The sequence below is a fragment of the Atribacteraceae bacterium genome, assembly GCA_035477455.1.
In the GTDB taxonomy this organism is placed as follows: domain Bacteria; phylum Atribacterota; class Atribacteria; order Atribacterales; family Atribacteraceae; genus DATIKP01.
Genome location: DATIKP010000054.1, coordinates 1 through 12,494, shown reverse-complemented (window position 1 = coordinate 12,494; position 12,494 = coordinate 1). Strand labels below are relative to the sequence as shown.

Here is a 12,494-nt window from a genome sequence, read left to right as displayed (position 1 = left end):
TCATGGTTGAGGGAGAAACTCATAATTGTGATGTGCGAAAGTTGAGTTAGAAATCAAATATCAAATAGGCATAGGCCGATGCTCTTGCAGGGGAAATTTTAGGGAAAAAACAAAAGTCAGGTTGGATTTATGGCTCTATGAAAGACTTTGGAGCGGAAAACGGGATTTGAACCCGCGACCCTCGGCTTGGGAAGCCGATGCTCTACCACTGAGCTATTTCCGCTCCATGGTTTTATCATAAAATTATTCAGGGATTTTTTCAAGGGTATCCATCAATATTTTTCTCATACTTTTTAGAAAGCGATCTGAAATTAAGCTTGCACGTTTATTCAGACCACCCTTTCCCGGGATGCAGGAAACCGTTCACACATCTCCAACGGTTTCTGAGGTTAAACAGCCGGTGCCCGCGACAGCTTTGAACATGAAAATGAGGATGGGATTTACAAAGGGGGCAGCAACCTTACTAAACAGTGCTCAATCAGACTGATTTCTGAAAAGGAAGTTCCCGGAACTCGGCCGGTTACCGGATTTTCCGTAGTCAGCCTGTCGGCGGATAGGCTTTTGGTTCCGGATGTCCGTACCCGAACCTGATGAAAAAGAGCATCTAGAGCTTGGCCTCTGTCCCAGCCCTGCTCTTAATATCATGCGGAGTCAAGAAACGAAGCGGGCCAAGGTCAAGCGCGAGAAACGGGATATAGAAGCTGATTATTATCGGACTCAGGCTGCCCTACTTCGTTCGCTGGTCCGGTTGCTGACCGGGAAGAAAGAGCGGTGGGGTCACCAACTCTTTGGGTTCGATCATGGCCTCATGGTCCTGATAGCCGAAGCGCCTAACGATCCGGTTAAAGATCCGTTCGGCGGCCAGACCGTCTCCGAACAGCCAGAGAGGTCTTCGGTCAACATCAGGACGGGAGAGAATCCGGGAAGCTTCCCTGACAATGACGTTCCGGTCGGTCCCCACCAGACTTCCCCACCCGGCTTCCAAGATTTCCGGCCGCTCGGTCCGGTTTCGGGTAATCAGTACTGGGACACCCAGCGAGGGAGCTTCTTCCTGAAGCCCTCCTGAATCACTAATGGCCAACCGGGAGACGGATAGCAGTTTGATGAAATCAGAATATGCCAGAGAATCGACTAAAAAAATACCAGGCGTGCCGGCCAAAACCGAACTGACCTGTTCCCTGATCAAGGGATTGGGATGCAGGGTGAAAACAAAACGGTAATCCGGGAAACGCCAAGTCAAGTCCCGAAGAGCCAGGGAAATTTCCCGAATGCCTCCCTCCCAATTTTCCCGGCGATGGGCGGTTATCGTTACGAGGTTTCTGCTCCCAGGAGATTTGAGTAAATCTCGAATCAGTTTATTTCGAATCTGGCCACACGTTTTCAAAATATGCTGTAAAGCATCGACCACGGTATTCCCGGTCACTGAAATACGTTCCGAGGCGATGCCTTCGTCCAACAGGTGACGGCAAGCCCGATCGGTTGGGGCAAAATGCTCATCGGTTAAGCGGGCGATAAGGGTTCGGTTGGTTTCTTCCGGAAAGGGGTTAGATGGGTCAAAGGTACGAAGTCCGGCCTCCACGTGGGCGACCGGGACCCGACGGTAGAAAGACGCCAAAGCCCCACACAGGGCACTCGAGGTATCTCCCTGTACAAAAGTCATACAAGGCGATTCCCGATCGAACAATTCATCCAGACAGTGCAATATCCGGGCGCTCAAATGGGCCAGAGTCTGACCCGGACGCATCACCCGGCAGTTGTAGCTTGGGGAGATATTAAATAATGAGAGAAAACTTTGCGCCAACTCCCGATGCTGGCCGGTATTGACTACAATGACCCCGAAATGCTGACTGGACTGAAACCGCCGGATTACCGGAGCCAACTTGACCACTTCCGGCCGGGTGCCCAGAATGAAAAATATCTTATCCTTCGTCAAGGGAACGGTCATTCCGGGAAAGCTCGGTCAAACCGAGGTTTTTCCCCCATCGCCAGAGCAAAACGAAGAGAGCCAGAAAAAGTAACAGAGAATAGGTGCTCGACGTGAGAAATCGGTCAATCAGAATCGCCACCAAGCCGAATGCGGCGCTGATGCCATAAACGGTCAGCACTACTCGGGTTTGGCTGTAACCTCGTTCGAGCAATCGATGGTGCAGGTGTCCCCGGTCGGGAAACATGATCGGCAGTCCATTGCGCTTCCGCCGGATGATGGCAAACAGGGTGTCGGAGATGGGAACCCCGAGTACCAGGATGGGTGCAGCCAGGGTAAAAGTCGCGGCGCTTTTCACCGCCCCCTGGACGGAGATCAGGGCTAATACCGATCCGAGGAGCAGCGCCCCCCCGTCACCCAGAAAGACTTTAGCCGGCGGGAAATTGAAGGGGAGAAATCCGAGAACGGAAAAGAGAAAAACAAAGGAAATCAGGGCCGGTTCCAACCGTCCTTCCTGCCAGGCGATAATACCCAGGGTCAGGGCGGCGATCGAAGCGATTCCACCGGAGAGCCCGTCCATACCGTCAATCAAGTTCAAGGCGTTGATGATGCCGATAAACCACAAAACAGTCAATGGGTAACCCCAAATCCCCAGATACAGGATATTGTCCCAGGGAAGAGTAAAAAACTGAATGAGAGCTCCTCCGTTCATCAAGCACAGCACGCCGGCCAGTTGCCCGCCCAGCTTCAGATAAGGGGATAGAGTCCGGAGGTCGTCGAGAAAGCCCGTGGCAAAGATGAGAACCAACCCGGCGATCTGGATACCGGGAAAGCTGAATCCGACCACTGAGGAAGCGAGCGAAGAGGATATCAGGAATGAGGCGAAGACCGCCAGTCCGCCCAACCGGGAAATCGGCCGCCGGTGAATCTTTCTCTTGCCGTCCGGCAGGTCGTATTGCTTCACTCGCTGGCAGTAAAAGATCACCAAGGGGGTCAGTCCAGCGGTCAGGCAAAACGCCAGAATAAAAAACAGGTAGACGAAAGACATTCAAAGCGCCTCCCCCGAAAACAGACACATCTCAATTCCTGCTTCACTCAAAAGAGAGTCACCAAAAGGATCCGGATAAGAGTTCTGGTAAACGATCCGGATGACGCCAGAATTGATGATCATTTTGGCGCATAAAACACAGGGTTTATGCGTACAGTACAGGATCGCACCCCGGGTACCCACTCCATGGAGCGCCGCCTGAATGATGACGTTTTGTTCAGCATGAAGCCCCCGGCACAATTCCTGGCGGACTCCGGAGGGCACGTTATCCATGGAACGCAGACAGGTTTCCGCGGTACAGTGGGAAAGCAACGCCGGCGCCCCGTTGTAACCGGTCGCCAGGATCCGCTTGTCCTTGACTAGGACCGATCCCACCTGCCGGCGAACACAGGTGGAGCGGCTGCTCACCAACTGGGCAATGGCCATAAAATATTCATCCCATTCCGGACGCCTCACCTGCCGCAGCTCCTTTCCGTATTTCCCGATGCCCGATCATCGTTGCCCGGGGTTGCCCGGTTAAGTCGGTTATCGTTCGTCGAAATTCGAGAACCAGATCCTGGCTCAGCATCTCCTGGAGCATCACCGCCTGGCCAGGGGCATGCTCAATCACCATGATACCATCTTTTTCTAAAAAATCCCGCCCTTCATCAAGGATTCTCCTGATGACTTCCAGGCCGTCCGGCCCGCCGATCAAAGCCTGTTTCGGTTCATAGAATCGGACTCCGTCGGGAAGGGTTTCCCATTCATCTTCGCGAATATACGGCGGATTACTGAGTACAAGATCGAAGCTGGCCCGGCGTTGGTTTCGAAACACTTCAAAAAGGTCTGAAACCAAAAATTGGGTTCTGGCTTCGATACCCAGTTGACGGGCATTTTGTCGGGCCAGCCGGATGGCCTCTTCCGAGATATCCACCCCCAAGGCCATCAACCGGGGTATCCAGAAAGCACAAGCACAGGCAATCGTCCCGGAACCGCAGCATAGATCAAGCAATCGGACTTTTCCCCGAGAAGGCGCGCTTTGCGCCCAACTGATAACTTCTTCAACCCAGGACTCAGTGTCTAAGCGGGGGATAAATACCCCTTCCCGAACACTTAGGGGACAGGACATGAATTCCCATGTCCCAATTACATACTGTAAAGGGATGCCCCTGCTTCGCCCGGTCAACATTCGTTTGAAGACTTGGCCGGATTCGGAGCTAAAGGGTTGATCCCAATAGAGGTGGAGCCGTGTCGGTTCGATGTTTAAGATTGCGGATAAAAGCCAGCGGGTTTCCCGGGAAGGGTGAGGAATTCCACACTCCTTCAGTAAGCGGACCCCCGAGCGCCAGGCGTCCCGCACCAACTGTTTCATTTACATCACTCGCGCCAGTGCCCGCAGTTTTTCTTCGTTGGCCAGGGAGTCGATAATCTCATCGAGATCCCCTTCCAGGACAGCTTCCAAACGGTACAAAGTAAGGTTGATCCGGTGATCGGTAACCCGGTTCTGAGGAAAGTTATAGGTGCGGATCCGTTCACTTCGCTCTCCGGTCCCGATCTGAATTTTTCGCTCACGATCAATTTCGTCTTTTTGTTTTTTGAGCTCCAGATCCTGAAGGCGGGCTCGGAGGATACGAAGCGCCTTGGCTTTATTCTTATGCTGAGACTTCTCGTCCTGGCAGGTCACCACCAGTCCGGATGGCACATGAGTTACCCGAACAGCGGAATCGGTAGTATTGACACTTTGACCGCCCGGTCCGGATGACCGGTAAACATCAAACCGGACGTCCTCGGCCTTGATATCCGCCGCTACTTCATCCGCTTCGGCTAGCACCGCCACCGTTGCCGTCGAGGTGTGAATCCGCCCCCCGGCTTCGGTAAGCGGTACTCGTTGGACCCGGTGAGCGCCGCTTTCATATTTAAAGCGACTGAAGGCCCCTTTTCCCTCCACAGCGAAAATAGCTTCTTTGAACCCACCCAGTTCAGTCGGATTCGAACTCATTAATTCGACCTTCCAACCTTTGCTTTCCGCGTATCGCGAATACATGCGGAAAAGGTCTCCGGAGAAAAGACCGGCTTCCTCACCTCCGGTTCCGGCCCGGATTTCCACCAGAATGTCTTTGTCATCCCGCTGATCCCGGGGAACGAGGAGTTCTTTGATTCCTTCTTCTGCATCTTGGAGTTGTTTAGACAACACTGTGATTTCCTCTTCCAGGAGCATCCGCAAATCGGGATCATTTTCCGATTTAAGAAGGTTTTTGTCTTCGGTCAATTTCCCTTCTATGAACTGGTATTGCTCATAGGCTTGGACAACCGCTTCCAACTCAGACAAAGCCCGGGCCGTTCTCTGGTATCTATGGAATTCAAACGCCACCTCCGGATCGACCATCTCTTTGGACAGACCCCGGTACCGTTCAAGCATTTCTTCGACTTTAGCTCTCCACATGATCACATTTCCCCTGCACGCTTTCCCGCAGGGCGGTCATCGCGACTTCAAGTTGTTTTTCATCGGGTTCCTTCGTAGTGATTTTTTGAAGGAGAAGTCCGGGAAGAGCCAACACATAAGCAAAAGCATTATTTTGATGGCGGGCAAGAAGTTTGATCACTTCGTAGGCCAGCCCCGCCACCAGGGGAATGACGATGATCCGGGAAACGACTCTCATAATAAGCCCCGGCCGTCCCAAAAGGGAAAATATGAAAATACTGATCACCATGACCACGATCAACCAGTTTGTCCCACAGCGGGGATGGGCGGTCTGGTAGTTCCGGACGGAATCCAGCGTAACCTCGTCACCGTTTTCGAACGAATAGATCGTTTTGTGCTCTGCTCCGTGATATTCGAAAACCCTGCGGATATCTTTGAGCAAGGACATGAACAACAAATACAGGATAAAGATGCCAATCCGGATCAGCCCCTCCAAAAGGTTGAACAATACCAATGACTGTATCCGGTTGCCGACCAAGCCGGTCAGAAATGCCGGCAGGACTATGAACAAGCCGACGAACAAGCCGAAAGCCAGAAGCATAGCCAGGGTCATGTCCGTTCCCGACATTTTCTCGTTCTCCTCTTCCAGAGCCATCGTCGCCGAATAGGATAAGGCCCGGAAGCCAATCACGAGGGAATCGACGAGGTTGACCACGCCACGGATGATGGGAAGTCCAAGCAACTTGTGTTTTTTGACGAGGGGAATCTGGTCTTTGACACTGGTAATAATTTCACCGTTCGGGCGGCGTACGGATATAGCAATCCGCCAGGGGCTGCGCATCATGACCCCTTCGATCACCGCCTGACCGCCAACATTGGGGCAGGGTTTGCGGTTCATGACAACCTCCTGATCCAGGGGTGACGACACCCCTTCTCTCCTTCCGGACACGGACCATGCACGCAAGGAGGGCCCGCTTCCTGAAAGACGGCAGGGGCCAGTTTTTCGACTATTTCGAGAATGAGTAGACACACTTCCTGGATTTCCCATTGCGCACGCCGGCATAATCGCACGCGAAAGATGTGTAAAAGCTCGCGGGCGTTGACCGTCATCACCAAACTGGTGGTCACCGCCTGGGGCAGGATAAGGCGGGCATCTTCCCGGGGAATATTCAGGCCGATCAGCTTCTGGTATGTATTGGTCAACGTCTGGCAGGCCTCGCTAAACAACGCTGAAGCTTGAGGATCTAGCGTTATGCTCGAGGGCATAATGAACGCTGGAGGGTCAAGGCGGACATAACGCTGGCTTTGCTGAGAAAAAGATGCCAGCCGGTGTCTGACCAGTTGATGAGAAGCAGTCCGGGAGATTCCCTCCACAGAAAAAGTGAAACAGGCGTGTTCCAGAACTGATTCATGGCCTCTTTTGACCAATTCCCTGATTAGCCGCTGTTGCGCCATTTTCCCGAGTGACGCTTTTGCGGCGGTGCCGTAACAGGTGCGAGCCGCTTGGGCAATAATATTTTCCGGATCCGGGGTGTGAGCGATCAGAGTCACATTCATAGCTGGCGTCTGTCCTCCTCCCGGAGTTATGCTTCAGGGGCACCGGGACTTGGTGATCAGTAATTGTCCCCGTATTTGGCTCGGAATTTTTCCACTCGTCCCGTGGTATCCAAAAGTCTCTTTTGCCCGGTAAAAAACGGGTGGCATTGAGCACAGATCTCTATCTTGATTTCCGGGGACTTGGTGGATTTCGTAGTAAAGGTATTCCCACAGGCACAGCTGATCTTGGTTTCCTGATAAACGGGATGAATTCCGGATTTCATCGTGGTTGTCACCTCTTTGAGCGATTTCAAGCGCGGCGCATTATAGCACAGAACACTTCCCCTGTCAAAATCAGCGGGAGGTCCTGATGACCTGATCGATAGCTTTGAAGAACTCACGGTTGGATTTGGTGTTGCGCATGCGGTCGATGACCATCTGAACCCCTTCCTGAGGTTCGACGTTAGCCAGTAGCTTCCTGAGCATCCAGATCCGATCGAGGTCTTCCTTTTTCAGTAATAACTCCTCACGGCGAGTTCCGGAGCGGTGGATATCAATAGCCGGAAAAATCCTGATTTCGGACAGGGCCCGACTGAGATGAAGCTCCATATTGCCCGTTCCCTTAAACTCCTCATAGATGACTTCGTCCATGCGGGAACCGGTATCGATCAAAGCTGTAGCCAAAATAGTCAGACTTCCTCCTTCTTCGATATTCCGGGCGGCTCCGAAAAAGCGCTTCGGCCAGTGCAAAGCAGAAGAATCTATGCCCCCCGATAGGGTCTTTCCGGTATTCGGAACTACGAGGTTGTTCGCCCGGGCTAAACGGGTGATACTGTCCAGAAGGATCACGACATCCTTACCTTCCTCCACCAGCCGTTTCGCGCGCTCCAAGGTCAAATCGGCTACCCGGATGTGGTTGTCCGGTTTCTGGTCAAAGGTGGAGGCGATCACGCTGCCCCTGACCGAACGTTCCATATGGGTCACTTCTTCCGGTCGTTCATCGACCAGGAGTACAATCAAGACTGCTTCGGGATGGTTGTGAGTAATCCCGTTGGCGATTTTTTCCAAAAGAATAGTTTTTCCGGCTTTGGGCGGAGAAACGATCAGACCGCGCTGACCCATTCCCAAGGGAGAGAAAATATCGATGATTCGGGTGGATATTTCATCGGATATAGTTTCCAGGATGAATTGTTCATTGGGAAAGATCGGTGTCAGATTTTCGAACAACGGTCGCTTTTTTGCCTGTTCCGGATCCTCGTCATTGATAGCCTCGATTCTCAGGAGGGCATAGTAGCGTTCTCCTTCCTTTGGGGGGCGGATCTGTCCAGCGACTTTGTCACCGCTTGAGAGGGCGAATCGTTTGATTTGGGAAGGAGAAACGTAAACGTCGTTCTCGCAGGGGGTAAAATCATCAGACGTCCGTAAAAAACCGTAACCGTCCGTCGTGATTTCCAAAACACCTTCGCTGAAAATATACCCCTTTGATTCAGTCGCTTTTCTCAATATCTCATAAATCAACTCGTTTTTTCGCTTCCGACTGGACGAGGTGATACCCAACCGCTGGGAAATATCGTTGAGCTCAGTATTTGTCTTGCTTTTCAGGTCGGCCAGGGAATACTGAAGTTCCGTTTTCCTTCTTTCACCTTCCTTTTCTTCAGGATAGATTTCTACTTGGTTATTATCGTTGATCAATGCAACCTCCTCCTGTTCATTAATTTTTCAAAAAACGCTTGGCTAGATCTACATGCTCCGGTAAATCGACATCAAAACCCATCTCCGGGTAGGGAGTAATTATGGCTAAGCCCTTCATTCCCAGGATATTTTCCACCCGTTTTTCTATGTTTTTCACGCTCAGCCGCTTCAGAAGGTATTTCAATATGACAACGATTCCCAAGAGACGGGCAATGGCCAGGGGGCTTTTCCTCGTACGAATGACCCGCATGATCCAATCCTTTCGTCTTTCCACGACGGAAGGATTAATTAAGAAAAGGTTTCCTCCACTAAAGCACCCTTCCTTCAGGCAAACGAACGTTCTCTTTGTCCGGGAGAACTTTTTTTGATAGACCTCTTTTCGAACAATCGGGTAGTAAAAATCTGCCCGGGTTTTTTCGCAGCGGAAAAGGAAGTCTTCAATCATTTCACCTTTGACCAACGGAATATCGCTGGTCAGGACTAAAACGTTTTCCTGAGTCTGTAAACGTTTGAGACCATTCAGAGTGCTCTCGAAAGGGGTATAACCAGGAGGGACAACGTCTTCGACCAGCGCGCCGATTCTGGTTTTGAACTCCTTGACCGGTCCCACGACAACGATCCGCTCGATTGAGGATACAGCTTTGAGGGCTTCTATCACATACTCTACCATAAACTGTTCCTGAATAACAAGTAGAGCACGGTTGCCCACCCCGAATTTTGTAATATTTTCTTGTTCTTCTCCCTCTCCGGCCAAAATGATCGCATCAGGCATATAAATTGTCCCCTTTTTCAATCGATGGTGTTTTTCGGTTCGCTTTCGGGCAGGCGAGTGGAGACCGGTAGCGCTTGAAAACCTCTATTACGCAAGCTCTCTGCGATTTCCTGAGCTTGTTCATCGTTTCCAGCCACGCCGACCAGCGTACTTCCGCTTCCGCTCATAAAGGCATGGTGACAGCCTTCATCGATCATGATCTGTTTTAAAGTCAAAAGCGCCGGATAATGAGAAAAGACCACGTCTTCAAAGTCATTCCGGATAAGTTCAAGAATGTTGGGGGAACCTCCGGCATTCAAGAGGGCATGCACCTCAGTAGGCAAACCGCCGGGGTGCGGGTATTGCCGATTCCGACGATCCCATTCTCGATATGCCCATTTAGTCGGTACGCCGAATTCGGGAAACGCAAGCACTAAAAAGCGTTCCGGGCCAGGATGGACGGGAGACAACTTTTCACCGCGTCCCTGCATCCGGGCAACCGAATATCCACTGGCGAAAAAAGGAACATCGGAACCCAAGGTGGAGGCATGCTCGGATAGATCGGATAATGCGTACTGGGAAGGGTAAAACCTGCTAAATACACACAAGAGACCAGCCACGTTGCTGCTCCCTCCGCCGAGTCCGCCACAGGGTGGAATCGATTTTCTGATCCTAATCGAAAAGTGCTGCCGGCGGAGAATGGGGTTCCTCTCCCGCAAACCGTTCAGTGCCCGGATCAATAGGCTGTTCTTTCCAGTTGGAATCTTGTAATTACAAATAATCCGGTCAACGGAATCGCTAGGGGAAATTTCGATTTCGTCATGAAGCGAGATTAACTGAACCAGCGAATCGATATCATGATACCCGTCGCTGCGCAGGCCCAGAATGTGTAAATACCAGTTGATTTTGGCATACGACCGAAATCGGACAACCGGTGTATCATTCATCCCCGGCTCCGGAAAATCTTCGGGATTCCAAGGGGAAAGGTTGCGATCCGCCGCGTCGGGGAAAACCATCATTTGGTTCGGATAATTCTTGCGCATGATGGAAAAGCGCATTGCGATCTTCTAGACACAACGTCATATTCTTCTGGAAAACTGTTGAGTGACTGGAAGGTCACTCCATTCAACATGTCCAACACCCAATGAAAATGGCTGCGCTCACCCCGTACATACATAAGGGTTTGACCGTTCCCACTACCCGTTGTCCCGGTAACATCAAGACAGGTTTTTACTTCGCGGGCACAGGCTTTGGCCGGGTCGACGATCCTGATTCGTGAATCCGCTGCCTCCTCAAAAAAGGCGGTGATCAAGGAAAAATGCGTACAGCCCATAATTACCGTATCGGCTCCCTGGGAGCGGAGCGATTCTAGTTCCCGACTGACTTGGGAAAACCAGGAAGGTGTATGATATTCTCCCCGCTCGACCGCTTCAATGAATTCGGGCCAAGCTTTTTCGATCACCCGGAGGTTCCGACCGACGCGTTCGATGAGCCGCCGGAACATGCCGCTTTTGACCGTCGCATTGGTCGCCAGAACGGCGATGGTCCTGGTTTGCGTAATGGCAATCGCTTCATTCACTCCTGGCTCAACGATACCGATCACTGGTACCGGAATCTCTCGGTTAAGGAACGGCAGGCAAGTCGCACTCACTGACCCGCAAGCCGTTACTACCAGCTTAGTGGAGAACTCATCCAGAAAAAAGGAGAAAAAAGGTCGGATGATGCACAGCAGTTCTTCAGTGGTTTTTTCTCCATAAGGAAAGTATTTTGGATCGGCGATGTAGACGATGTCTTCCTGAGGGAGAAGGTCGCGCAGGGCGGTTACTACGCTCAGCCCCCCGATCCCGGAATCGATGACGCCAATCGGGCCGGTCATCGTTCCCATGCCGTCCTCCGGAGGTTTTTATGGCGGGCGCGGTACTCGCCCGCCGCCTGAAGAAAGCCATGAAACAAGGGATGGGGTCGGTTTGGGCGGGACTTGAATTCCGGATGAAACTGGACTCCAACAAACCAGGGGTGGTTTTCAAGTTCAATAATTTCCACCACTTCAAATTCCGGGTTGAAACCGGCCATAACCATTCCCGCCCGTTCGAGGGTCGTCATATAGTTCGAATTGAATTCATAGCGGTGGCGGTGGCGTTCGAGAATCTCGTCGGCTTGAAACATGTCTCGACTGTGAGAAGCGGACAGAAGACAGCGGTAATTCCCCAGCCTCATGGTTCCTCCCATGGCGGCGAGCTTTCGCTGTGAGGGCAAAAGATCGATGACTGGAAAGGCGGTTTGAGGGGCGAACTCGGTCGAGTGGGCTCCGTTGAGACCAGCACAATTCTGAGAGAATTCGATTACCGCCACCTGCATGCCCAGACATATCCCAAAATAGGGAATCTCTTTTTCCCGAGCGAAGCGAGCCGCCTTGATTTTGCCTTCGATCCCCCGATGTCCGAAGCCGCCCGGCACCAGAATGCCATCCAAGTCGGCGAAATATTCCTCCGGATTGCTGCTGGAAATTTTTTCCGCCTCAAGGGCTCGGATTGCAACTCGAAGTCCCTGAAGTCCCCCACTGTGTCGAAGCGCTTCACAAATGCTCAAATAGGCGTCTTTAGAATCGATGTATTTTCCGATCAACCCGATGGTCACCATTCCGTCAGGATGGTTCATGCGCTCGACAATCCGTTGCCATTCAGAGAGATCAACTACTCCACCGCTGAGACCCATCTTGCTCAAAATCAGGTTGCCTACTCCCTTGTTCTCGAGAATCAGGGGGACTTCGTAAATAGAATCGGCATCGATGACCGGAATAACCGCTTCCTGTTCAATATCACAAAACAGAGCGATTTTGGATACGACTTCGCGGGTGATTGTCCGCGAGGAACGACAGATGATCACGTCCGGTTGGATTCCAATACTTCGCAACTCCTTGACGCTGTGCTGAGTCGGTTTTGACTTAAGTTCTCCGGCGGCTTCGAGGAAGGGAATCAGTGTTACGTGAACGTATAAACAGTTATTTCGCCCAATATCATTTTTGATTTGCCGTATAGCTTCCAGAAAGGGCAGGCTTTCGATGTCGCCTACCGTCCCGCCGATCTCTACGATGGATATTTCGGCCTTGGATTCTTCCCGTAAACAGAAAATTTCTTCTTTG

Annotated in this window: 13 protein-coding genes and 1 tRNA gene; all 14 read right to left on the bottom strand. The window is 51.7% G+C overall.

Annotated features, from left to right (window positions below):
* Positions 1 to 148: 148 nt before the first annotated feature.
* Positions 149 to 223 (bottom strand) — tRNA-Gly (locus tag VLH40_03040).
* A 504-nt stretch (positions 224 to 727) separates the two neighbouring features.
* Entirely contained in the window at positions 728 to 1,933 is a 1,206-nt protein-coding gene (gene wecB, locus VLH40_03035) for a UDP-N-acetylglucosamine 2-epimerase (non-hydrolyzing) (GenBank protein ID HSV30983.1), read from the bottom strand.
* Positions 1,920 to 2,972, bottom strand: coding sequence for an MraY family glycosyltransferase (locus tag VLH40_03030; protein ID HSV30982.1), 1,053 nt, complete (start codon positions 2,970 to 2,972; stop codon positions 1,920 to 1,922). The genes wecB and VLH40_03030 overlap by 14 nt, the downstream gene beginning before the upstream one ends.
* On the bottom strand, positions 2,973 to 3,428 hold the full coding sequence (locus VLH40_03025) for a cytidine/deoxycytidylate deaminase family protein (protein HSV30981.1): 456 nt from the start codon (positions 3,426 to 3,428) through the stop codon (positions 2,973 to 2,975). It abuts the gene before it with no gap.
* Positions 3,406 to 4,323, bottom strand: a complete 918-nt coding sequence (gene prmC / locus VLH40_03020; GenBank protein ID HSV30980.1) for a peptide chain release factor N(5)-glutamine methyltransferase — start codon at positions 4,321 to 4,323, stop codon at positions 3,406 to 3,408. The genes VLH40_03025 and prmC overlap by 23 nt, the downstream gene beginning before the upstream one ends.
* On the bottom strand, positions 4,324 to 5,394 hold the full coding sequence (gene prfA / locus VLH40_03015) for a peptide chain release factor 1 (GenBank protein HSV30979.1): 1,071 nt from the start codon (positions 5,392 to 5,394) through the stop codon (positions 4,324 to 4,326).
* Positions 5,381 to 6,271: a DUF1385 domain-containing protein gene (locus VLH40_03010; GenBank protein HSV30978.1), complete on the bottom strand. Its 891-nt coding sequence runs from the start codon at positions 6,269 to 6,271 to the stop codon at positions 5,381 to 5,383. The genes prfA and VLH40_03010 overlap by 14 nt, the downstream gene beginning before the upstream one ends.
* Positions 6,268 to 6,930 carry an FAD-dependent thymidylate synthase gene (gene thyX, locus VLH40_03005; protein ID HSV30977.1) on the bottom strand — a complete coding sequence of 221 codons (663 nt, stop codon included), beginning with the start codon at positions 6,928 to 6,930 and terminating at the stop codon, positions 6,268 to 6,270. Before thyX ends, VLH40_03010 begins: the two co-directional genes overlap by 4 nt.
* A 56-nt stretch (positions 6,931 to 6,986) precedes the next feature.
* On the bottom strand, positions 6,987 to 7,193 hold the full coding sequence (gene rpmE / locus VLH40_03000; protein HSV30976.1) for a 50S ribosomal protein L31: 207 nt from the start codon (positions 7,191 to 7,193) through the stop codon (positions 6,987 to 6,989).
* 70 nt (positions 7,194 to 7,263) lie between these two features.
* Positions 7,264 to 8,601, bottom strand: a complete 1,338-nt coding sequence (rho, locus tag VLH40_02995) for a transcription termination factor Rho (protein HSV30975.1) — start codon at positions 8,599 to 8,601, stop codon at positions 7,264 to 7,266.
* 19 nt (positions 8,602 to 8,620) lie between these two features.
* Positions 8,621 to 9,373 carry a nucleotidyltransferase family protein gene (locus VLH40_02990; GenBank protein HSV30974.1) on the bottom strand — a complete coding sequence of 251 codons (753 nt, stop codon included), beginning with the start codon at positions 9,371 to 9,373 and terminating at the stop codon, positions 8,621 to 8,623.
* Positions 9,374 to 9,390: 17 nt separating this feature from the next.
* Complete coding sequence (gene ispE / locus VLH40_02985; protein HSV30973.1) at positions 9,391 to 10,410, bottom strand: 4-(cytidine 5'-diphospho)-2-C-methyl-D-erythritol kinase; 1,020 nt, start codon at positions 10,408 to 10,410, stop codon at positions 9,391 to 9,393.
* Positions 10,368 to 11,237: a glutamate racemase gene (gene murI, locus VLH40_02980; protein ID HSV30972.1), complete on the bottom strand. Its 870-nt coding sequence runs from the start codon at positions 11,235 to 11,237 to the stop codon at positions 10,368 to 10,370. The genes ispE and murI overlap by 43 nt, the downstream gene beginning before the upstream one ends.
* The coding region (locus VLH40_02975; GenBank protein HSV30971.1) for a CTP synthase at positions 11,225 to 12,494 on the bottom strand (1,270 nt) is incomplete at its 5' end. The genes VLH40_02975 and murI, both read right to left, overlap by 13 nt.

Bases quoted from the DNA above. Each gene is read 5' to 3' on its own strand.
- VLH40_03010 (HSV30978.1), bottom strand. From the start codon at position 6,271: ATGAACCGCAAACCCTGCCCCAATGTTGGCGGTCAGGCGGTGATCGAA.
- ispE (HSV30973.1), bottom strand. From the start codon at position 10,410: ATGCGCTTTTCCATCATGCGCAAGAATTATCCGAACCAAATGATGGTT.
- thyX (HSV30977.1), bottom strand. From the start codon at position 6,930: ATGAATGTGACTCTGATCGCTCACACCCCGGATCCGGAAAATATTATT.
- VLH40_03030 (HSV30982.1), bottom strand. From the start codon at position 2,972: ATGTCTTTCGTCTACCTGTTTTTTATTCTGGCGTTTTGCCTGACCGCT.
- prfA (HSV30979.1), bottom strand. From the start codon at position 5,394: ATGTGGAGAGCTAAAGTCGAAGAAATGCTTGAACGGTACCGGGGTCTG.
- VLH40_02990 (HSV30974.1), bottom strand. From the start codon at position 9,373: ATGCCTGATGCGATCATTTTGGCCGGAGAGGGAGAAGAACAAGAAAAT.
- murI (HSV30972.1), bottom strand. From the start codon at position 11,237: ATGGGAACGATGACCGGCCCGATTGGCGTCATCGATTCCGGGATCGGG.
- prmC (HSV30980.1), bottom strand. From the start codon at position 4,323: ATGAAACAGTTGGTGCGGGACGCCTGGCGCTCGGGGGTCCGCTTACTG.
- rpmE (HSV30976.1), bottom strand. From the start codon at position 7,193: ATGAAATCCGGAATTCATCCCGTTTATCAGGAAACCAAGATCAGCTGT.